Genomic DNA, 21,173 nt, shown 5'->3' with positions numbered 1-21,173 from the left:
AAATATAGTGCTGAAGTTAAAAAGATATCGGGAAGTAATTTTCACCAGTATTCTGGATTTCCTCATCGTATTGGCCAGTTGGTTTGTATTCCATTCCTTCTATCCGAATACTATGAACATTCTGATTCAGGATTTTAATCTGGACTTTATTTCCGGAGGCATCATAATAAGCTTTTATTGGCTGGCTATTTTTGTGGTGATGGGTTCCTATAAGAAACTCTATTTGGTTTCCCGCCTCGATGAGTTTGTAAAAGTACTGAAGGCCAGTGTGTTGGGGGCGTTGGTTCTCTATTTCATAATCAACATCAACGAAAGCATTTCCATCAGCGAACAGCGAATGATCATCATCACGTACTGGGCAACTATTTTTGTGCTGTTGGCTTTAAACCGGTTTATCGTTCGTACCATACAGAAATATTATGCCCAAAGAGGGAAAGGGCTGCACCGCACCGTAATTATCGGCACAGGTCAAACTGCGAAAGCTGCCTATGATGATCTGAATCGAAATAAAATACTGGGGATGCAGGTGCTTGGGTTTATACAGGTAAATGGAAAAGCACCCGATCCGGAAACAGGAATTACCGAAGAGGATGTAATAGGGAACCTGGATCAGATCAAAGAAATTCTGGAAGAACGACAGGTGCAGGATATTTTGGTGGCTCTGGAACCTGATCGCCGGCAGGATTTGGTAGATGTCATTTCTAAAGTAGATGCTCCGGAGATATCACTTAAATTGTTACCTGATTTTTATCAGCTGGTGAGCGGACTCAGCAAGACCAACCAGATTTTTGGAATGCCACTGGTTGAAATTTCCCCTGAACCGATGCCGCTTTGGGAAAAAACGATTAAGAGAGCTCTGGATATAATGGTTTCATCTGCTGTATTACTGCTCACATTCCCCTTTTTGATTTTGATAGGATTGGCCGTTCGAATAACATCACCGGGCCCCGCAATTTACCGGCAGCGACGAGTGGGGAGAAACGGTAAGATTTTCACTATCTATAAATTCCGTACCATGCTGGATAATGCCGAGAAACACAGCGGGCCGACATGGGCAAAAAAGGATGATCCCCGTGTTACCAAGCTCGGTTATTGGCTTAGAAAGCTTCGTATTGACGAAGTACCCCAATTTATAAACGTATTGAAGGGTGATATGAGTTTGGTTGGCCCCCGTCCGGAACGCCCTCATTTTGTGGAACAATTCAGTAGCCAAATTCCGCTGTACACTCGCAGGCTGAGAGTCCGGCCGGGAATAACGGGGTGGGCCCAGGTAAAATGGAAATACGATGCATCACTCGATGATGTAAAAGAGAAAACGAAATTCGACCTGTTTTATATTGAAAACGCATCACTAAGAATGGATGCGAAAATCCTGATTAACACTATGATCACCGTCATAAAAGGAAAGGGACAATAGCTATGGCTGCAGATACCTTAATCATTGTTCCTACATACAACGAAGCTCATAACATAAGCCGACTCATTGAGCGCGTCATGAAGCTTGAGAACCAGGTGGATATTCTTATAATTGATGACGGTTCTCCTGATGGAACGGCCGATTTTGTAAGGAAAGCCCAGAAAGAATACTCCAGCCGGGTGGCTTTAATCGAACGGTCCGGTAAGCTCGGTTTGGGCACAGCTTATGTAAAAGGCTTCGAGTATGCACTGGATAAAGGCTATGATTATGTATGTGAAATGGATGCCGATTTCTCTCACGATCCCGATGATGCCGAGAGGTTGATTAACGAAGTGAAATCAGGTAAAGCGGATGTAGCGGTAGGCTCCCGTTATGCAAATGGAATTAGTATCATCAACTGGCCGTTAAGCCGTTTGATACTATCCTACTGTGCCAATATTTATGCCCGTACCATAACAGGATTGCCTATTTTTGACACCACAGCCGGGTTTAAGTGTATTCACCGCAAAGTGTTGGAATCCATTTCCATTGAACGCATTAAATCGAACGGATATGCTTTTCAGATTGAGTTACACTTCAGGGCATGGAAAGCCGGGTTTAAACTGAAAGAAGTTTCCATTGTATTCCGCGAGCGGGAAGAAGGGGTGTCAAAGATGTCGAAGGCCATAGTCAGAGAAGCTATCTGGCGGGTTTGGGCTCTTAAATTCCGCAGTATTTTTGGCGCCCTGTAATCTTAATTGAAACTCTCACCTCAGGTGAGGATTCCTTATATTAATGCCGATAAAAAATTAAAAATCAGATATGCAGTATTTAGATTTTGAACAACCCATTGCCGAACTCGAAGGTAAAATTGAAGAACTCAAAGAACTTTCAAATGTAAGCGATGGCGTATTGGATAAAGAGATTGAAAGCCTTAGAAAAAGGGTTGATAAGCTCAGAAAATCTATCTTTAGTAATCTCACCCGCTGGCAACGAGTACAACTGGCTCGTCATCCGGACCGCCCTTACACGCTCGATTATATTTACAAAATCTCGGAGAATTTCGTAGAGCTTCACGGAGACCGCTACCATGCTGATGATAAAGCTATTGTAGGCGGCTTAGCTACGATAGACGGGCAATCTGTTATGATTATCGGGCACCAAAAAGGGAGGGATACGAATAGCCGAAAATATCGGAACTTTGGTATGGCTAATCCGGAAGGATACCGGAAAGCGCACCGGCTGATGAAGCTTGCCGAAAAGTTTGATATTCCCATCATCACGCTGCTGGATACACCCGGTGCTTACCCTGGCCTGGAAGCCGAAGAGCGAGGGCAGGCAGAGGCTATCGCCAAAAATTTGAAAATGATGGCGATGCTGAAAGTTCCATTTGTGACTATTGTAATTGGTGAAGGAGCCAGTGGTGGAGCGATTGGTATCGGCATGGGGAATGAAGTTTATATGATGGAGAATACCTGGTATTCGGTTATTTCGCCCGAATCCTGTTCTTCCATTTTATGGAAAACCTGGGACTACAAAGAACAGGCTGCAGCAGTTCTAAAACTGACAGCCGTTGACCTTGAAGAACTTGATGTGATTGACGGAGTGATACCCGAGCCAATGGGAGGAGCTCACCGTGAACATGATGAAGCGGCCGCTGCACTTAAAAAGCAAATTCTGCAGAGCCTGAAGCGCCTCAAAAAACTTAAGCCTGAAAAACTCATCGAACAGCGGATCGAAAAGTATGCCGCTATGGGTGAATGGAAGGTAGTTAAGTAGTTATTGTGAACTTCCCTGATAAGCAGCCCATCATTGAATTTACGCACCGACTTCGAAGCCGGTATGGCGAGACAGACCGGATGGGTTATGCTTATTATGGACGGTACCTGGAATATTTTGAGGTAGCTCGTACAGAGATGATACGCTCATACGGGCTGTCGTATCGTGAGATGGAAGACTCTGGTGTGATGTTGCCTGTGATTCATGCAGAGTTGGAATATAAAATGCCCATCACCTACGACGAGGAAATGCATATTAAAGTGATGGTATATGAAATACCTTCCGTACGGCTTCAGACATTTTATGAAGTAAGGACTTCAGTATCTGATAAAGTGCATGTATTCGGAGAAGTCACACTCTGTTTTATGGATCGGGAAACCCGGAAGCCACTTCGTGCTCCGGAATCTTTTCTGAAGGGTATTAAAGGTCAGCTAAACGGTTAACATGTGTGGAGACTGCATGCACATAACAAGCTATTGTACTGGGGTTTACTGCCCACACTGACTTTTTTATTCCTTGCAGCTCTGGGGCCCGGACTGTTCGAAACATCTGCCACGACGGTTACCAGCTGGCAGTTTGCTGTCTTTGATGTGCTCTGTCATCAGGATCCGTTTCGGTCATTTTCTATATCTGGTATTCAAATGGCGGTATGTGCAAGGTGCCTGGGCATCTATGCCGCATTATTAATGGGGTGGATTTTACTACCTGTTTATGCTTATTTGGAAAAAGGGAAATCGAAGATAGAAAAGGGCTGGTTAATTGCTGCTATTCTGTTAAATTTAGCCGATGTTTTGGGAAACTATTTCGGACTTTGGACGAATACCCTTATCTCAAGATTTATATTGGGAGCTCTTCTTGGGTTACCACTAGCATTTATCTTGGTGCATGAATTTTTCACAATTAATAATTCGGAGTAACAATGGATATGGAAAACGAACAGATACAAGAAAACCCAAGTTATTGGAATTCAGTAATAATAGCCTCACTGGTAGTAGGGATTGTAGTTACAGCCTTTGCCATCATTGGTGGGTACATGACCTTAGGTTCTGAGCCGTCAGGTTCATTTTTTAGTTCAGCTCAACTTCTGGGAACCATAGGATGTTTGGTTGGGGCCATTGGTGGAGTGCTTGCGAACTGGCACTACGCCAAAGAGCATGACGTTACCTACAAAATCGGCAAAGGGGCATTAATTGGGCTTTTTGTTGGCCTGGGTGCTACCATAGTATCTGTTATTTTAGGACAAATCTGGAATATTATTGACCCAAGCTTTCAGCAAGCTCTTGTAGACTGGAACATCCAGAATATTGAAGCCATGCAAATGCCGGCCGAAGCCAAAGAGCAAGCTATTTCCGGGATGGACAATCCCAATTCCGCCAAAAACATAGGGCTTCAGGCTTTGTTTACTTTTATTGGGCTTGGGATTATGAACGTAATTTCGGGTTTAATTGGCGCTAAAATTTTCGCATCAGAAGAGTAAAATAAGTTAATGAATCAGGAAAAAGAGACGGCATCTTCGCACAGTGAGTATCAGCAAGTATATGAAAACCACAAGCCGGCCCCGTGGGTAGAACGTAACGGTTTTGCCCATTGGGCAATGGCCCTTGGCTGGGTTTTTGTAGCACTTATCGCGTTTAACGTTGTTGGAGGAGTTGTTGGGTTCGTGGGAGTTTTAGCTACCGCTGAAAGCCTGGATGTACAAACCATGTTAGACGAACTCTCCACTAACTTTGATATTCTTTTCCTGGCAAATTCTTCGGGGCAAATTCTGATTATGGCACTGGCTACCTTAATGATAGTCAAACTTCACGCCGTAAAAGGAGATCGGAAAGAGTTCCTCAGGATGAAACTTTCCGGGAATGTTTGGCAGGTGACCGCTCTGGCTGCCGTTCTCTTTGTTGTTGCTCAGCCCACCATTCTGTTTTTGGGATGGCTGAACTCTTTTCTCCCGGTTCCTGAAGCTATGGCTCAAATGCAGGAGACGATGGCTGAAATGATTTCAAACTTTCTGAAATCTGATAATGCCTTGCTTCTTGGGGTATTTCATATTGGCTTAGTGCCGGCTGTGTGTGAAGAGGTTATGTACCGCGGGTATGTTCAGCGAGCCTTTGAAAAAAGCTGGGGTATCACTGCTGCAATCCTGATATCCGGTGCTATATTCGGGGCCTATCACCTGCAGATTTCGAACTTTCTGCCACTCGCAACGCTGGGTGTTTTTCTGGCCTATGTCACCTATATATCTGACAGCTTAATTCCGGCCATGGTTGCCCATTTTGTAAATAATGGAGGGCAGGTTGTTGCCAGCAGCTTTTATCCGGAAATGCTGGATGAGAAAATTACCCCGGAAATGGACATTCCGGTTCTTTTGGTAATTGGCAGTATCGTTTTAACCACAGGTTTACTTTATTACCTGTACACGTTGAAACCAAAAGAACAGGAATCATGAGTTTTTTTTCTAAATCCCCCAAGCCAAACGACATCGATAATTGGGTATGTGTGCTTGAAGGCAGTACAGACCTCGAAATCGAAATGGCTAAGAACTACCTGTCTAATCTGAAGATTCCTTCCAATATCTTGTCCAAGCGAGACTCGGCCTACAGCCTCAATGTTAGCGAAATGGCGATGGTCTACTTATACGTGCCCAAAGAGTATGAGAAAAAAGCCCGTACGGCACTGGAAGAACTTGAAGAAGAAAATCCCGATTTCAATCCTGACACCGAATAACCGGAGCCTGACTTGAGTGAACTTGTAAAACGCATTCTTTTTGCGGTACCAGCGGCAATTTTATTCATTTTCTTAACCTGGATGGGAGGCTGGTACTTCAAAGGGTTTGTCATTTTTATAGGATTTTTTATTCAGCAGGAAGTAATGCGGCTGATGAGTAGTGCCGGAAACCCCACTGACCAATACTTTCCCTACACCATAGGATTGTGGATTATGCTGTTCCCGGTACTTCCCTTTGCTTTTGAAATAGGATTGGGAATCCTGTTGCTCTTCATCGCCATTCAAACCTTTGATACCACCGAGGAAAGCATTACCAAACTAAGCAGTTCTTTTTTTGCGGGACTGTATGCCCCGGTTGGTTTGCTTTGCCTGATGTTGATCAGGGATCTCGGGACCAATGAAACCGGATTCCTGCTCACACTGGCTGCTGTACTTATGGTATGGGGCGGGGATGTATTTGCTTATTTCGGTGGTCGTTCGTTTGGGAAAAGAAAACTTGCTCCAGCCATTAGCCCTAATAAAACATGGGAAGGTTTTATATCCGGTTATGTTGGATGTTTTGTGGGGCTGGCGATTGCTTTATATGCCATTCCCTTTGAAACAAGCGTAACCATGACTTTAACGCTTCCACTAATTCTATTGGTAGGTACCTTTGGTCCAATAGGGGATTTAATTGAAAGCAAGATTAAGAGAAAAGCCGGAGTAAAAGATTCATCCGACCTGCTGCCGGGTCACGGTGGTTTCTTCGACCGTTTTGATGCGCTCCTGCTGGTAGCACCCGCCGTATATATTTATTTACAGCTCATTCAGAAATTTGGATATGTCTCATTTTAAAATCGATTGGGAAGTATTCCCGCTCAAACTAAAAGAAGTTTTTACTATTTCACGAGGGTCAAAGTCTGAGGTGCCCAATGTATTTCTCTCCATAACAAAAGACGGCATTACCGGGTATGGTGAGGCAGGTCCTAATACACGATATGATGAGACTCCGGAAAAAGTAATGGAGTATTTTGAATCACTACCCGAGGGGTTTTTTGATGGTATAGAACGAGCGGAAGAAATACCCGAAAAACTGGAAGCTCTGAATCTGGCTCATATTCAATCGGCAAAATGTGCAATCGAAATGGCGTGGCTCGATTGGCGGGCTAAGTCAGAAGGTAAACCTCTTTGGGAATTGTGGGGTATAAATTCTCCGACCGGCCCGGTAACTTCATACACCATTGGTTTGGATACTCCGGACAGAATGCAGCAGAAAATTCTGGATGCCGGTCAATATCCGGTGTACAAGATAAAATTGGGGACTGATCGCGACAGAGAAATTATTGAGGCTATTCGGGAAGTTACAGATAAACCACTTCGGGTAGATGCCAATGAAGGCTGGACGACGCTTGATCAGGCCAAAAGAGAGATTGAGTTTTTAGCGAGCCAAAATGTAGAATTGATTGAACAGCCCATGCCGGCGAATGAGTTTGATCTCATGAAAAAGATAAAGGAATGGTCGCCTTTACCACTGGCTGCCGATGAAAGTTTCCGGGGAATGAAGACCTGCAAGAGATATCCGAGGCTTTCCATGTGATTAACATCAAACTGATGAAAATAGGCAGTTTGGTCAAAGCGAGACAGGTACTCAAAAAAGCCCGCTCCTTAGGAATGGAAGTGATGATAGGCTGCATGATTGAAAGCTCTTTGGCCAATGCGGCTGGCGCACTTTTAGCACTTGAAGCCGATTATGCCGACCTGGACGGACATCTTTTAATCGGGAATGATCCGTTTGGTGGTTTAAGAGTAAAGGAATCGGGAGAAATAGCATTATCGGAGAAGCCTGGGTTTGGAGTAAGTAAGTGAATGTTTTTATCGCCGGATATGGTTTGATATGAAAACAAAAAAATCAGGATTATGAATATTCTTATTACCGGCGGAACAGGATTTATAGGCGAAGAACTCAGAACCATGCTGCTTAAGCAGGGACATAACCTGGTTATTGTGAGTCGAAGCCCTAAAAAATACGAAGACGAAGCCGCTAAAAATCAACGATTCATTAGCTGGGATGATGACCTTGCCACCGAGATGAATGAAATAGATGGGGTCATAAACCTGGCAGGAGAAAACCTGTTCGGTCAACGCTGGACGGATGAGGTTAAAAAAAGGATTATGGATAGCCGGGTTCAATCTACTAAACAGTTGGTGGATGCCATGAGGGAAGCCGATCAAAAGCCGGATGTGTTTGTATCTGCTTCCGCTTCAGGAATCTATGGAAACCGGGGCAATGATGTGTTAGATGAGGATGAGTCTCACGGAGATGATTTTTTAGCTGAAGTATGTGAGGCGTGGGAAGCGGAGTCTCAAAAAGCAACAGAATTCGGAGTTCGTGTGGTTAATCCGCGTATCGGAATTGTATTGGAGAAAGGTGGAGGCGCTCTCGGAAAAATGATTCCACCGTTTCAGTTTATGGTAGGCGGACCTATCGGCAGTGGCGAACAATACATGAGCTGGGTTCACCGAACAGATTTATGCAAGGCACTGATTTTCCCATTGACCGACCAGGAGTTTTCAGGCGCCTATAATGTTTGTTCACCCAACCCGGCAACGATGAATGAGTTTGCTGAGACGTTGGGCAACGTGATGAACCGGCCGTCCTTATTCCGGGTACCAAAATTTGCCCTCGATATGGTGTTGGGGGAAGCAGCAAAGCCGGTAACCGACAGCATCCGTATGCAACCCAAAAAGCTGCAAGTAGCCGAATTTGACTTCCATTTTGAATACCTGGAAGAAGCCCTCGCTGATATTATATAAGAGGTGTTAGGGGCAAGGTTTTAGGTGTTAGGTTTTAGTGGAAGCTACCCACTAAAACCTAACACCTACTCTCAATTTTCCCTGTTAATCGTCCAGCACCGAAGCCCTTCTCTTGTTTGGGCGATCAGCTCTTTCTGCCCGTCACCATTTAAATCTGTGATGATCGGATACTTCATACCTGATGTAGGTATTCCGAACAAACGCTCACCGGTCAGTATTTCCCATGCATAAAGTCGCCCGAATTCTGCAAGGGCGACAAGCTCGAGATTGTTATCAGCATTAATATCGATGAGCTCTGGTGAGAATGTGGTTGAAGCGGGTTGCCCCAGACTTTTTGTAAACCGGAGCTCTCCTTCTTTGTTGTATAAGAACAGTGAGCCATTCAGGCTTTGGGTGATCAATAAATCATTCCGGAAAAAACCGGTGCTGTCTCTGAGTAAAATATTCTCGCTGTAGTCAACTGATGAAAGTTCGTTATTAGCTACATATAGAGATCGGATTGAGACGGAATCTTCCGAAATGGTGGTTGCCAGAGAGTCACTGAAAACTGGTTCAATGCCTAATGAATACAAATACCCATCAGCGGCACTGGCAGTAATCTGGTTTTCGAATACGAGGGGAGAATTGGTAAAACGCGCATTTACAAACTGTGGGTAGCCGGGACGTGTGTTGCCGCTACGAAGCCAGCTGTGCAAGGCGTTTTCAGAAAAGGCCCAGACCGACCACACATCATCCAGGATAGAAAAAACCGGCTGTGATTGAACGGTTGCGTTAGTGTTTTGAGGCCATCCGCGTACATTTTCACCTCGTCCATCCAGTACATGTACTTTGCGGTCTTCGGTGGCTACAACAATTTCAGGAACTCCGTTTCTCAGTACATCCTGAACCAAAATAGGGGCGGTAATCGGTTCATTCATATCCAGTGGAAAACGGGGCAAAAGGTTGCCGTTCTCATTCCAGGCAAAGATTTTTGATCCGGCTGCCAGAAAAATGATTTGTTGACCGTTGCCGTACCAGTCGTATAATTGAGGACCGCCAACAGGCTCAAGTCCATCGGTTGATGTTTGCATGGCAATGGTGCCATCCAGAGCAAGAGCCATCACCCGGCCATCCTCAGTTGAAAAAATGATTTCATCGGTACTGCTTCCAACCAGATCACCTAAAACAGGTTTTCCACTCAGCTCAAAATTGGAAAGAGGCATTACCCATAGTTCTTCATACGGAAGACTTGAACCTTCTTTGGAGTAAGAGTTCAGGGTTAAATCAATGACATTATCACCGGCAGTCATCGTCATCGAGGTGATATCGAAGCGACTGAGTAAGCCTGCCATAGAATTCTCCATTTTCACGTAAGGCCTGATAAACTGCAGAAAATCATTAGAGGCCGACCACACAAACCCACTCACTTCCTCAGGAAGATTATTCCGCACGTTTGAATAGGTTTCGTCATAATAGATGACCCGCCGGCGAATTCGATCCGCATTCACACTTTCGGCGAGGCCCTTACGTTTAGCAATTACCACTACATCATTTGAAAAGGCAAGATAGAAATCACGCAGGGTGCTCATTTCAGACCCAATTAGTTTGCCCATAACACTACTGCTGACCTGATAGGTATTATCCTGAAAGTTAATGAGCCCATCTCGTACCAAACGATTCAACTGACTGCGGAAAGAATCTCGATCGTTTAGCTTTCTCATAAACAAAAACTCACCTGTAGACAGCAATCCGGATTCCGGGAAGGCCTCGAAAGCAAATTCTGATGACAGTGTACTGGCCAGATTCTGGTACATGCTGATGTTATCCAGCAACACTGAGTCAAGTTTGGTGGTTATGGTGTTGGTTGGTTCAGCCGGAACCGAGACCGGAGGCAACCGAAATAAGACAAAAGCTGCGGCATTGCTGGCTATATGCCGGTCGAGGGTAATGGGCGTATTTTCATAGGAGAAAGCATCAACCAGGATGGAATGCCGATCTTCGCTCAGATCAATTTTTCCTGAAAGCTGAATGTTTTGAGTGGAATCCGAATAAGAATCGAAAGTGAAAGCGGCGGGTTTGGTTCCCGAGAAAGAAGACATCACGGCAGGGCGATTAATGACCGCAGCAAATTGTTCAACCCAATGGTCCAATTCAGGAGTGTTTAACACCAGCGTTGATGATGGAGGATTTTGCTGAAGCTGAATCGAAGGTTTTTCCCCAAGAAATGCACGCAACGAATTTTCAATGATCAGGCTCGATTCTGCCAGAATGAGATAATCGTTTACCTGAGCCGCATAAATTTCCGTCTTATTAAAGAATAATTTATGAATGATGAATCCTTTAAACTCGTAATTATTCTGAGTGAACGGTTGATAAAACCGGGATGCCCATTGGTTTAAATCTGATGAAGGCATACCCGTAATCCACAAAAAATTTGAATGAAGGGATGTGGCTGGATAAAGGGCTACAGCCTTTATATTTAACGGATTATCCATTTCAGCATCAATGCCGGCTACTTGCTGCAGGGCTGATGGTGTTAAATCATCAAGGTAAGTAGCATATTCTTTGGCTATGATATCTTGTACATTCAACCCATTCTCCGGAACAACCACAAAAGTGGCTTCCTCGGGAATTAATGCAACCCATTCATTATCAGGAACGGATGAGCAAGCAGCTAAAAGGCTGATGGAAAAAAAAGTAATTAAGAGTTGAAAAAGGCGTTGCATCAATAAGAAATAATAAGCTGTTTAGGTCTTGGTTCTATATTGGCTAATTTCCGGTTCCGTAAAAAGTTCCGTATCAAAGAAATAAAGGTAACATTTTTTAAGCGCTAAATGAGTTTTCTGAATCCAATTTTTTTATTTGCCTTAATTGCGGTGGGTTTGCCTCTACTCATTCACTTGCTTAACCTCAAGCGTCCGCAAAAGGTAGCCTTTTCTACACTGGCTTTTTTTCAGGAACTTAAGAATACTACCATCCGTCGAATTCGTATTAAGCGGTACCTGCTTTTATTACTGCGATTACTGGCTATTGCCTGCCTTGCACTGGTACTTGCACGTCCGTTTTTACCACCCGGACTTTCGGGAGGAGGCACTACCCAGGCTCCGGCATTAAACGCAATTTTGCTGGACAATAGTATAAGCATGTCGAGAATTGGTAAGCAAGGTCCTTTATTTGAATATGCACGGGAAATTATAGGAGATATTGAAAGCTCAGCCAAAGATGAAGACCGGTTTATGCTGCAGCTTACAAATGGGGAGGGAGAATACGGCAATATTCTAAGCCGGGCCAACCTGCTAAGAACCGTGGATGAAGTGCAGATTAAGTCGTCTGGCAATTTTACGCTTAGCAGGTTGTCGGGTTTAATTGAGTCTGTGAATGAAGCCCCCTATCAAAACAAGAATATTTTTGTGATAACGGATGGGCAACTCAGTCAGCTTGATGACTTGCGTGACCTTGATGCGGAAGGTGTTGCTGTCAGTATTATTGATGTGGGAGAAGTAGAGGTTCAAAACACCATGATTGCTGATATTTCTACTTCCACCAATATGATTGGCACCAATATTCCATTTACCCTGAATGTGGAGCTGGTAAATGAAAGTGGAGTGGCAGCGGTAAATCAATTTGTGTCGCTGGAATTTGAGGGGCAAAATGCGGGTCAGTATTCTATTGCTCTGGCTCCTAACGAGAGAAAGACATACACTTTTGAAATAACCCCATCCCAAACAGGCTCATCCAAAGGAAAGCTGATTGTTGAAGGAGATGAGTTTCAACCTGATAATGAGTATTACTTTACCGTTCAGGTTCCGGAAACACGGAATGTATTATGGGTAAGTGAGGAGAACAGAAATCCTCAGTTTATTTCTTATACCGGGGCCATGCTTCGTGTTGCCGGGGAAAATGATGCTCAGCTTTCATACCAGGAAGCAACTCCGGACATTTTTGAAACGACAAACCTCAACGAATTTGATGCCGTGCTGCTGGATGGAGTAGAATCGATCCCCGAATATAGCTTTAAGCCCCTTCAGGAGTATGTGCAAAATGGCGGAGGTGTAATGTTTTTCCCCTCTGAAAATGGAAACATCAACAATTATAACAGCCTGTTTGCTCAGTTCAATGCCGGAAGGTTTGCGGGTATTCAGGGAGAATATGCTTCTTTCAATGCTGTTGCAACGGCCGATGAATTACTTGAAGATCATCCCGCGTTCACCGGACTGTTTGAACGTGAGCAAAATGAACAGCTCAGATTCACCAATCCCGATATTTATTATTACCTGAAGTTAATGACGAACTCTTCAGGTACCGGATTCGATTTATTAAACATGAACAACGGGGATGTTTTGGTTCATGAAAAACGATTTGGTGAAGGCAGTCTGCTTATTGCAACCATCGGAAACGATCCGGGTTGGTCTAACTTTCCCGTTAAACCTCTTTTTGCCCCTTTTTATTATCGCATACTGCTGTACTCGGCTTCGTCCGATCAGGGCGGCTTTGCCAATCATCAGTTGGGGAATACATTTAGCTGGAGAGGAAACATTAACGGAGATAACGCCGTTATTGAAGTGGGTGAAGATGAAATAAAGCCGACCGTAGATGTAGTTTCATCCGGAATCCGGCTCCGATACCCTGCAGAAGAATGGACGCCCGGCTGGGTAACGGTGACAGATGGAAATAAGCGATATGTGTTATCGGCAAACCTAAGCCCTGATGAATCTGACTTTTCAGAAGCCGATGAGCAGCAGCTTGAGAATTTGATTGAAGACGCTGAAATAAGCTGGGTTCAAACTGCCGAACTGAGTGAGGAAGAATTGCAGAATGAAATTATGGCCTCAGGATTTGGAAAAGAAATATGGAGCTGGTTTATGTTGGCAGGCTTGTTATTTTTAATAACGGAATCGTTAGTGTCTATATGGTATAAAGCTGAAACCGTAAATTAATGGAAGATATACTCTCACTTTTTTTTCGTGGTGTAATTGTGATGTTTACCATTGCATCCACTTTGCTGGCCGGATATTCTTTTCAGAATAAACTTCGGCTACGGAAAGTACGTCTGAGCTGGCGGTCAGGTAAATTGAGAGGATACCCGTTGTTTGCCACTGTATTTTTAGGAATAGTATTGGGGCTTTCTGCTGTAGTACTTTTTACCGGCGAAATTGCCCGATTTCCGATCTTTTTTGCTTACCTATGGATAGGTACAATGTGGTTTATATCCAGCTACCTGGCTTCCAAATATTACATCACCGATTATGGTATTGTGAAGAACATTAATGAACCTTCTCAAACCATTCCCTGGTTTCAGATTCTTGATTATGTGGAAAGGCCCGGGAAAAACGGGATTGAATACCTGTTTAACTATTCAGAAATGGACAAATCGCTGATTGAAGGGTATAAACAGCTAAAACTATTTGTGCCACGCAACCGATATAAAGCAGTAAAAAAAATTGTATCTTTGAAGCTGGAAAATAAGATTGAAGGACAAGCGATACCTGATATCGACCTCAAGAGAATTCAGGAAGACTAATTAAGAAAATACCCATTTGTTAGACGACGTTAAAAATTCCGATATAGAACGAGAACGAGTTGTATTGGTAGGTTTGTATGGACCTGAAACCACGAGATTTCAGGCCGAAGAATATTTAGACGAGCTCGAGTTACTTGCCGATACAGCCGGGGGAATTACGGTTGAAAAAGTACTTCAGAATAAAACTCACCCCGATCCCTCCACTTACATAGGTAAAGGCAAACTCAACGAGCTGAAACGCATTATGGGAGAGGAGCGTATTGATACCGTCATTTTTGATGATGACCTTTCTCCCACACAAATCCGAAATGTAGAAAAAGGTACCGATGCCAAAGTGCTGGACCGCAGCTCACTGATTCTTGACATTTTTGCAGCCCGGGCTAAAACAGCAGCAGCTAAAACACAGGTCGAGCTTGCCCAGCTGGAATACTTGCTTCCGCGATTAACCCGATACTGGACTCACCTTTCTCGCCAAAAAGGGGGGATTGGGACCAAAGGTCCGGGTGAAACCCAGATAGAGACCGACAGAAGGTTGATTGGCCGGCGTATTTCCGTACTTAAAGAAAAGCTTGAAAAGCTGAGCAAGCAGCGAACCACGCAGAGAAAAGGGCGTGAGGGAATGAACAGAATATCGCTGGTTGGATACACCAATGCAGGTAAATCGACCCTGATGAATGCCCTGACAGAAACAGGTGTGTTTGCAGAAGATCGACTTTTTGCTACTCTTGATTCGACCGTTCGCCGCCACGAGCTTGAAAATCACTCAGTGCTTTTGTCTGATACGGTAGGCTTTATTCGTAAGCTGCCCCATAATCTGGTAGAGAGTTTTAAATCTACTTTAGATGAAGTTCGGGAGGCCGATATATTATTACATGTGGTGGATGCATCCTCCAAAATGGCTCAGGAGTATATTGAGGTAGTGGAAGAGACTCTGGAAGAGATTGAAGCCACGAACAAAAGAACCATTTTGGTATTTAATAAGGTTGATAAAATGGATGCACACCAGGTAGCAGACATGAAACGAATGTATCCGAATGCGGTGTTTGTTTCTGCAGAACAGCGCATTGGCCTTAAGGAGCTGGAAAATAGTATTGAAGAGATGATAGAGCTGGATTACAGCCGTCATACACTTCAGATTCCGGTTTCAAAATATAAAGCAGTTGCTTTTATTCATGAAAACGCCAACGTTGAAGAAGAAACATATGAAGGCACCGAAGTAGAGTTAACCTTCAGCATAGCCAAAAAAGATTTTAAGCAATTATCCCATTTGTTGGATACTATTGGTGCTAATGGTGAAGTTGTATAGTCACTTATGTTAATAAACGAAATCCTGAATACAGACATATCACCCCTTAGGGTCAAAGATACCGTTGCAACAGCGCTTATGAAGATCGATCTGTTGCATACTACAAAGTTTACCGTTGTGGATGCTGACAACCAGGTTGTGGGGATGGCATCGCTGGATAAACTGATAGAGGTGGTAGATGAAAATTCGCTGCTATCTGAAGTAGAACTGGAAGATCCTATTTTTGTACCCTATAATCAGCATTTGTTTGAAGCCTCACGCATTATGCTGGCCAAAGAGCTATATTTGATCCCTGTTACCGATGAGGAGATGAAATTCCAGGGAATGATTAAAAAAAGGGATGTATTAAGTGCCCTTGGAGATGTGTTTAACCTTTCAAGTTTTGGATCTGTCATTACCGTGGAACTGGATCAGGTAGATTTTACTCTTTCTGATTTGGTACGCATCATCGAAATGGAAGGAGCAAAGATATTGGGTGTGGCTGTTCAACAACCCAACGCCAAAAATAAGGCATACTGTGTATCATTTAAATTAAACCTCGAAGACTCTTCCGTAGTAAGCGCAGGATTGCGCCGCTTTGGATATACAATTACATCCGAAGCCAATAGCGAGGTGCTGGAGCATAATTTTTCTGACCGCGCGGATGAACTTATTCGCTATCTTGACATATAAGAAGTAACAATTAACCTTATTTATCCTGACGAGTTCATGCACGTCGTCCCCAAAAGCAGCCTTCTTACTTTTCTTATTCCATTAATTCTGGTGAATGTGCTCCCCGCACAAGCTATACAGTCACCATCCACCCAATTGTATGAAAGAGGGATAAACCTATATGAGAATGGTTTTTTTGAAAAAGCCATTGAACGGTTTGAAGAGTTTAGTGCGGCCTATCCTAACCATGAAATGCGCATCTCTGCTGACTATTATCTTGCAAGAGCTAAAACCGGGGTCGATTCTTCAGGTATAGAAACTTACTATAAGCAATTTGTACAAGAGTACCCGGGAAGCGACCTGTCTGAAAAGTTGCTTAAAGATCTGGGGCATCGTTTTACAGAATATGGCCGCTATGAAGAAGCCATTGTTTATTATCAACAGGCTATAAAGTCTTGGATGAAGGACACTGAATCTGCAAAAACAAAGTACTGGATAGCAGAGGCGGCGGCTGAAAACGAAGATTATGCCGACTCCCGTGTTTTCTTCATGGAACTGGCTAATGACTTTCCGGATTCTGAATGGGCTCCGAAAGCATTATATGCCCGTGGAAGGCTGTACTTGTCACAACAGCAGTATAATGCTTCCTCTATTGCGTTTGAAGTACTCAAAGAGCGATACCCCAATAAGGAGATAACCCGTAGTGTAGGTACTGCTCTTGGTGAGTCGTATTACATGCAGGGTAAATATGAAGAAGCCATAGAAGCATTAAACAGTGCCTTGCCTTACCTGGAAGGGGACTCTCAGCAGAAAGCTGTATTCCTGATTGCGGAAAGTCTAAACTACCTGGGGCAATATGATACAGCTTCAAAGTCATATCTTCGCTATATCAATATGACAAAAGGCACCCCACAGGAACGTATTGCTCATTACGGATTAGGTTGGGTGTATAACAAACAAGAAATTTTTCACTGGGCGGCAGAATCGTTTGGGAAGGCGGCTGTTGGTGATGACGAAATTGCACGAAAAGCCCAATATTACAAAGCGGTGAATGAAAAGCTTGGTGGTCAGTATCGTAAATCCATTAACTCATTCCGAGAATTTGGGGAGCGTTACAAAGATGGACTTTGGGTAGAAAGGGCTTATTACGAATGGTCGGTTTCGGCTTTTCAGGCGTCACTTTATGGAGAGGCCATTGAAGTGTTGTTAGATTTGGTTCGCAGTGATGTAGAACTTGAGGAGCCCGCCAAAATTTATACCATGCTTGGGGAAGCCTTTTTTGCGAATGCGGAATATACGCGGGCTATCCAGGCTTTTGAAGAAGCAGAAAAAGTGGGCGACATCGATCCGGCGCTGAAGCGACAGGCACGTTTCCAGAAGGCATGGATTTTATATAGAAATCAGGCCTACCAACAGGCTCAGCCTATATTTGAGTCTGTGTACGCTGAAACACCGGATTCCGAAGTGGGAAGGGAAGCGTTGTTTTGGAGTGCAGACAGTTACTACAAAATGAATCAGTTCAGCAGTGCGGCCCAGCGCTTCCGAATGTACACTGAAAATTACCCGGAAAATGAAATGACGGGTCCCGCACTTTATTCGCTGGGCTGGAGCTATTTTGAAATGGGGCAGTACGAAAATGCAGTAGCCCCGCTCGAAGATTTCCTCTCAAATTACGATAAGCCGGAAACAGCCCTTTTCCCTTATGATACGGATACCCAACTTCGTGTGGGTGATGCTTATTACGCCTTAGGACAGTACAGGCAGGCCATTGCCAGTTACAACAAAGCCATCGGTGCAGAGCCGGGTGGCGACTATGCCATGTTCCAGATTGCCAACAGTTATTACCGGGCCGGACGTACTTTTGAGGCGGTTTCAAACTTCCGGAAAATGCTGAGAATTTATCCATTCAGCAGATTGAGGGAGCAGGCGCAATATAATGTGGCATATATCTACCTGAATACGAACAATTACTCACAAGCGGTTGAGGAATTTCAGACGGTAATTAATAAATATCCGGGAACTGATTGGGCGGCACGTTCACAATACAACATAGGGGATGCCTATTATAATGCCGGTGAATACGAACGGGCTATTGCAGCTTATCAGAACGTATTGGATGAATATCCGAGAAGCAGCTATATCATCGAGGCAATTAACGGCATACAATATGCTCAGCTTTCTGCCGGTAGATCTGACAGCAGTTCGGTGATTTTGGAGGAATTTCTGAGTGACAACCCAACCAGTTCTACCGCCGACCAGTTGCGATACCGACAGGCATTGAATGTCTTTCAGTCGGGCGATTATGAAAATGCGATAAAAGAATTCAGGCAATACCTGAGGGTTACAAATTCAGAAAGACTGATGCCTGAAGCCTACTCAAATCTTGGAGAAGCATACCGTCAGCTGGATCAAATTGATAACGCGATTACTGCCTATCAAACCATTGTGGATGAATTTCCGAATGATGATTTGGCATCTTCTGCACTTACATCTCTTGGAACATTAAACTTTGAACGCGGTGAGTATGACCTTTCTCATGCAAATTATGTTCAGCTATTGGAGTCTGCACCACGATTCAGGCAGGAAGCTTATGTAGGAATGGGGAATGCAAGTTTGGCCCAGAACAATATCGATCAGGCAAAGCAAGAGTATGAGTCGGCCTTGCAGGTAAATGCGAACAACGAGGCAGCCAAAGTTGGACTGGGTAAAGTAGCGCTGGCAAATGACAATTATGACGAAGCCCGCGAACTGCTCTTCCCTATTGCCGAAAGAAGCACAACGGAAATTGGCGCTGAAGCCCAGTTCTATCTCGGAAAAATCCTTCAGGAGCAGGATGAATTCAATACAGCTATTGAAGAATATGCCAAAGTGAAAGTTCTTTTTGAGGCTTTTGATTATTGGGTGTCTGAATCGATGTATGCTACAGCCGAATGTCATATCCGGCTGGGCAACCGGGGAGAGGCTATGACCGTTCTGAATTCAATTATTAATAATTATCCCGGCACCGATGCTGAGCAGAAAGCACAGAGATTGCTAAGCCAAACAGATTCATGATAAAAAAGATTACTCCGGCTTCATCTTTAAAAGGTGAACTTACACTCCCTCCTGATAAGTCAATCTCACAACGTGCTGCCATTTTCTCGTTACTGCACGATGGCATTTCGGAAGTAAAAAACTATTCCAAAGCCCAGGATCCGCAAAGTACATTAAGCTGTGTACAGCAACTTGGGGCCGAAGTTAAAGAGGGAAACGATACCCTTATCATAAAAGGAACCGGAAGAAGGAATATCAAAACTCCTGAAAAAGATCTTGATTGCGGGAATTCAGGTACAGCCATGCGCTTGCTTTCGGGAGTATTGGTTGGTGCCGGTATTTCGGCAAAGTTGGTAGGGGATGAATCCCTCTGCGGACGCACGATGACACGAATTATCAAACCTCTTGAGAAAATGGGGGCACATATCCTGGCGCGGAACGGTGCTTATGCTCCGCTTTTCATTAACAGGAATGAATCGCTGAAGCCTTTGCAGTTTGAACTTCCGATTCCAAGTGCCCAGCTGAAGTCGTGTGTGTTATTAGCCGGTTTATTTGGAGAAGAGCTAACACAGGTTATTGAAATATTGCCCAGCCGTGATCATACTGAGCGGTTACTGAATCTCGACCAAAAAGTGGTTCAGGATCGCAAAATCATTTCGGCAAGTTTGGCGGATGAGATTCCCAATCAAAGCTACACCATTCCGGGAGATTTTTCTGCAGCAGCTTTCTGGCTGGTAGCCGGCGCTATTCAAACTGATGCCGAGATTAAGATTGATAATGTAGGGCTGAATCCAACCCGAAATGCCCTTTTGGATATATTAAATGAGATGGGTGCAGACATCACCATAGAAAATGAACGCATGGAAGGAGCTGAACCGGCAGGGGATATTGTGGTGAAAGGATCTGATTTGAAAGCAATAGAGATTGATCCAATGATGATTCCTAATTGCATCGATGAACTCCCCATACTATCAGTAGCTATGCTGTTTGCGGAGGGTACATCAGAAATATCCGGTGCAGAAGAACTTCGGCATAAAGAAACCGACCGTATTATGGCCATGTCTAAAGTGCTGAAAGCGGTTGGAGCAGATTTTGAAGAGAAAGAAGATGGCTTGACCATTCACGGGAACCCGGAGTTCTCATTTCAATCTGCAAAATTTGAGTCTTTTCACGACCACCGCATTGCGATGGCTGCTGCTGTTCTTTCATTAAAAGGAACCGGAGAAAGCTCTATCAAAGATGCCGAATCCGCAGCCGTATCCTACCCCGGCTTCTGGGAAGATCTTGGTGATTTGGTGATAAAGTGATGAGTGATATGGTGGCGGGGTATGTCAAGCAGGTGGGTAAGTTTAAGTACATGAGGTTTTATTTTTCTTAGGTGAGCTAAGTTAAGCAATCACCTAATCACTTTATCACCATATCACTCATCACTCCTGACAATACGTCCGTCAATACGTCAGTTTTCCCACCGCCTTTCCTGATTGGCATTGCTATTGCTTACTTGGAGGTGAACAAGAATAAATCGGCAAGCACATGGGAGATTTTACAGAATTTGGTATCGAGATTGAGAGACATCTCTCAAAGCTGGGTAAAGATATTCAGCAATTTGTAGAGAAAGTTGTGCCGCTGGCCAACGAAGACAAAGATTTTGCTCCTGACTGCGACATTGTAGAGAGTGAAGAAGAATTTAAAATTCTGTTGGATCTTCCGGGATTATCCAAAAAAGAGATTGGAATTTCCCTCAAGAACAATGTGCTTACGGTGAAAGGCGAACGTGAAATCACCGCCGGAGATGGCGAAGAATTTAAGCGACAGGAACGACGTCGCGGGGCTTTTGCCCGGGCATTTGCGGTACCACAAAATGTGAATGCGGCCGAAGTGTCAGCCAGCTTCAGGAACGGTGTTTTGACCATCGCCATGCCTAAATCGGAGGCGTTAAAGGATTCACAATCCATTCCGGTTAAGTAAAGTGATAAGTGATATGGTGATAAAGT

20 protein-coding genes are annotated in these 21,173 nt (G+C 44.1%); 19 read left to right on the top strand and 1 reads right to left on the bottom strand.

Annotation, left to right across the window (positions count from 1 at the left end):
- Positions 1–7: 7 nt before the first annotated feature.
- The 12 genes from ABFW99_RS04735 to ABFW99_RS04680 all read left to right on the top strand — a co-directional run bounded on the left by ABFW99_RS04735 (position 8) and on the right by ABFW99_RS04680 (position 8,689).
- Complete coding sequence (locus ABFW99_RS04735; RefSeq protein ID WP_349355721.1) at positions 8–1,417, top strand: sugar transferase; 1,410 nt, start codon at positions 8–10, stop codon at positions 1,415–1,417.
- 2 nt (positions 1,418–1,419) lie between these two features.
- A complete protein-coding gene (locus ABFW99_RS04730) occupies positions 1,420–2,148 on the top strand; it encodes a polyprenol monophosphomannose synthase (protein WP_349355722.1) in 729 nt (242 codons plus the stop codon).
- A 70-nt stretch (positions 2,149–2,218) separates the two neighbouring features.
- Complete coding sequence (locus ABFW99_RS04725; RefSeq protein WP_349355723.1) at positions 2,219–3,175, top strand: acetyl-CoA carboxylase carboxyltransferase subunit alpha; 957 nt, start codon at positions 2,219–2,221, stop codon at positions 3,173–3,175.
- Positions 3,176–3,180: 5 nt separating this feature from the next.
- A complete protein-coding gene (locus ABFW99_RS04720; protein WP_349355724.1) occupies positions 3,181–3,618 on the top strand; it encodes an acyl-CoA thioesterase in 438 nt (145 codons plus the stop codon).
- Between the two features lie 3 nt (positions 3,619–3,621).
- Positions 3,622–4,092, top strand: coding sequence for a DUF2085 domain-containing protein (locus ABFW99_RS04715; protein ID WP_349355725.1), 471 nt, complete (start codon positions 3,622–3,624; stop codon positions 4,090–4,092).
- 8 nt (positions 4,093–4,100) lie between these two features.
- A complete protein-coding gene (locus ABFW99_RS04710) occupies positions 4,101–4,652 on the top strand; it encodes a hypothetical protein (RefSeq protein WP_349355726.1) in 552 nt (183 codons plus the stop codon).
- A 9-nt stretch (positions 4,653–4,661) separates the two neighbouring features.
- Positions 4,662–5,618: a CPBP family intramembrane glutamic endopeptidase gene (locus ABFW99_RS04705; RefSeq protein WP_349355727.1), complete on the top strand. Its 957-nt coding sequence runs from the start codon at positions 4,662–4,664 to the stop codon at positions 5,616–5,618.
- Positions 5,615–5,896: a hypothetical protein gene (locus ABFW99_RS04700; RefSeq protein WP_349355728.1), complete on the top strand. Its 282-nt coding sequence runs from the start codon at positions 5,615–5,617 to the stop codon at positions 5,894–5,896. The genes ABFW99_RS04705 and ABFW99_RS04700 overlap by 4 nt, the downstream gene beginning before the upstream one ends.
- A gap of 12 nt (positions 5,897–5,908) precedes the next feature.
- Positions 5,909–6,730, top strand: coding sequence for a phosphatidate cytidylyltransferase (locus tag ABFW99_RS04695; RefSeq protein ID WP_349355729.1), 822 nt, complete (start codon positions 5,909–5,911; stop codon positions 6,728–6,730).
- Positions 6,717–7,472, top strand: a complete 756-nt coding sequence (locus ABFW99_RS04690) for a dipeptide epimerase (RefSeq protein ID WP_349355730.1) — start codon at positions 6,717–6,719, stop codon at positions 7,470–7,472. Before ABFW99_RS04695 ends, ABFW99_RS04690 begins: the two co-directional genes overlap by 14 nt.
- A complete protein-coding gene (locus ABFW99_RS04685) occupies positions 7,469–7,741 on the top strand; it encodes an enolase C-terminal domain-like protein (protein WP_349355731.1) in 273 nt (90 codons plus the stop codon). Before ABFW99_RS04690 ends, ABFW99_RS04685 begins: the two co-directional genes overlap by 4 nt.
- A gap of 51 nt (positions 7,742–7,792) precedes the next feature.
- Positions 7,793–8,689 (top strand): TIGR01777 family oxidoreductase, encoded by an 897-nt coding sequence (locus ABFW99_RS04680; protein ID WP_349355732.1) that lies wholly within the window; start codon positions 7,793–7,795, stop codon positions 8,687–8,689.
- Between the two features lie 71 nt (positions 8,690–8,760).
- Here ABFW99_RS04680 and ABFW99_RS04675 read toward each other — a convergent pair whose 3' ends face one another.
- A complete protein-coding gene (locus ABFW99_RS04675; protein WP_349355789.1) occupies positions 8,761–11,394 on the bottom strand; it encodes a hypothetical protein in 2,634 nt (877 codons plus the stop codon).
- A 108-nt stretch (positions 11,395–11,502) separates the two neighbouring features.
- On the opposite strand from ABFW99_RS04675, the gene ABFW99_RS04670 reads away from it, so the two are divergent.
- The 7 genes from ABFW99_RS04670 (at position 11,503) to ABFW99_RS04640 (ending at position 21,147) form a co-directional block, all read left to right on the top strand.
- On the top strand, positions 11,503–13,605 hold the full coding sequence (locus ABFW99_RS04670) for a BatA domain-containing protein (protein ID WP_349355733.1): 2,103 nt from the start codon (positions 11,503–11,505) through the stop codon (positions 13,603–13,605).
- On the top strand, positions 13,605–14,189 hold the full coding sequence (locus ABFW99_RS04665; RefSeq protein ID WP_349355734.1) for a hypothetical protein: 585 nt from the start codon (positions 13,605–13,607) through the stop codon (positions 14,187–14,189). The genes ABFW99_RS04670 and ABFW99_RS04665 overlap by 1 nt, the downstream gene beginning before the upstream one ends.
- Positions 14,190–14,205: 16 nt before the next feature.
- Positions 14,206–15,495 carry a GTPase HflX gene (gene hflX / locus ABFW99_RS04660; protein ID WP_349355735.1) on the top strand — a complete coding sequence of 430 codons (1,290 nt, stop codon included), beginning with the start codon at positions 14,206–14,208 and terminating at the stop codon, positions 15,493–15,495.
- A gap of 78 nt (positions 15,496–15,573) precedes the next feature.
- Positions 15,574–16,167 carry a CBS domain-containing protein gene (locus tag ABFW99_RS04655; RefSeq protein ID WP_349355736.1) on the top strand — a complete coding sequence of 198 codons (594 nt, stop codon included), beginning with the start codon at positions 15,574–15,576 and terminating at the stop codon, positions 16,165–16,167.
- A 36-nt stretch (positions 16,168–16,203) separates the two neighbouring features.
- Entirely contained in the window at positions 16,204–19,200 is a 2,997-nt protein-coding gene (locus tag ABFW99_RS04650; protein ID WP_349355737.1) for a tetratricopeptide repeat protein, read from the top strand.
- Positions 19,197–20,486 (top strand): 3-phosphoshikimate 1-carboxyvinyltransferase, encoded by a 1,290-nt coding sequence (aroA, locus tag ABFW99_RS04645; protein ID WP_349355738.1) that lies wholly within the window; start codon positions 19,197–19,199, stop codon positions 20,484–20,486. The genes ABFW99_RS04650 and aroA overlap by 4 nt, the downstream gene beginning before the upstream one ends.
- 226 nt (positions 20,487–20,712) lie before the next feature.
- Positions 20,713–21,147, top strand: coding sequence for an Hsp20/alpha crystallin family protein (locus ABFW99_RS04640; RefSeq protein ID WP_349355739.1), 435 nt, complete (start codon positions 20,713–20,715; stop codon positions 21,145–21,147).
- Positions 21,148–21,173: the final 26 nt, after the last annotated feature.

The organism is Gracilimonas sp. BCB1, assembly GCF_040117685.2.
Classification (GTDB): domain Bacteria; phylum Bacteroidota; class Rhodothermia; order Balneolales; family Balneolaceae; genus Gracilimonas.
Note: the sequence above shows the minus strand (reverse complement) of the source record. Positions and strands in the feature narration are given on the sequence as shown.

Bases quoted from the DNA above. Each gene is read 5' to 3' on its own strand.
- ABFW99_RS04680 (WP_349355732.1), top strand. From the start codon at position 7,793: ATGAATATTCTTATTACCGGCGGAACAGGATTTATAGGCGAAGAACTC.
- ABFW99_RS04670 (WP_349355733.1), top strand. From the start codon at position 11,503: ATGAGTTTTCTGAATCCAATTTTTTTATTTGCCTTAATTGCGGTGGGT.
- ABFW99_RS04725 (WP_349355723.1), top strand. From the start codon at position 2,219: ATGCAGTATTTAGATTTTGAACAACCCATTGCCGAACTCGAAGGTAAA.
- ABFW99_RS04655 (WP_349355736.1), top strand. From the start codon at position 15,574: ATGAAGATCGATCTGTTGCATACTACAAAGTTTACCGTTGTGGATGCT.
- ABFW99_RS04690 (WP_349355730.1), top strand. From the start codon at position 6,717: ATGTCTCATTTTAAAATCGATTGGGAAGTATTCCCGCTCAAACTAAAA.
- ABFW99_RS04640 (WP_349355739.1), top strand. From the start codon at position 20,713: ATGGGAGATTTTACAGAATTTGGTATCGAGATTGAGAGACATCTCTCA.
- ABFW99_RS04650 (WP_349355737.1), top strand. From the start codon at position 16,204: ATGCACGTCGTCCCCAAAAGCAGCCTTCTTACTTTTCTTATTCCATTA.
- aroA (WP_349355738.1), top strand. From the start codon at position 19,197: ATGATAAAAAAGATTACTCCGGCTTCATCTTTAAAAGGTGAACTTACA.
- ABFW99_RS04705 (WP_349355727.1), top strand. From the start codon at position 4,662: ATGAATCAGGAAAAAGAGACGGCATCTTCGCACAGTGAGTATCAGCAA.
- ABFW99_RS04700 (WP_349355728.1), top strand. From the start codon at position 5,615: ATGAGTTTTTTTTCTAAATCCCCCAAGCCAAACGACATCGATAATTGG.
- ABFW99_RS04675 (WP_349355789.1), bottom strand. From the start codon at position 11,394: ATGCAACGCCTTTTTCAACTCTTAATTACTTTTTTTTCCATCAGCCTT.
- ABFW99_RS04730 (WP_349355722.1), top strand. From the start codon at position 1,420: ATGGCTGCAGATACCTTAATCATTGTTCCTACATACAACGAAGCTCAT.
- ABFW99_RS04710 (WP_349355726.1), top strand. From the start codon at position 4,101: ATGGAAAACGAACAGATACAAGAAAACCCAAGTTATTGGAATTCAGTA.
- ABFW99_RS04665 (WP_349355734.1), top strand. From the start codon at position 13,605: ATGGAAGATATACTCTCACTTTTTTTTCGTGGTGTAATTGTGATGTTT.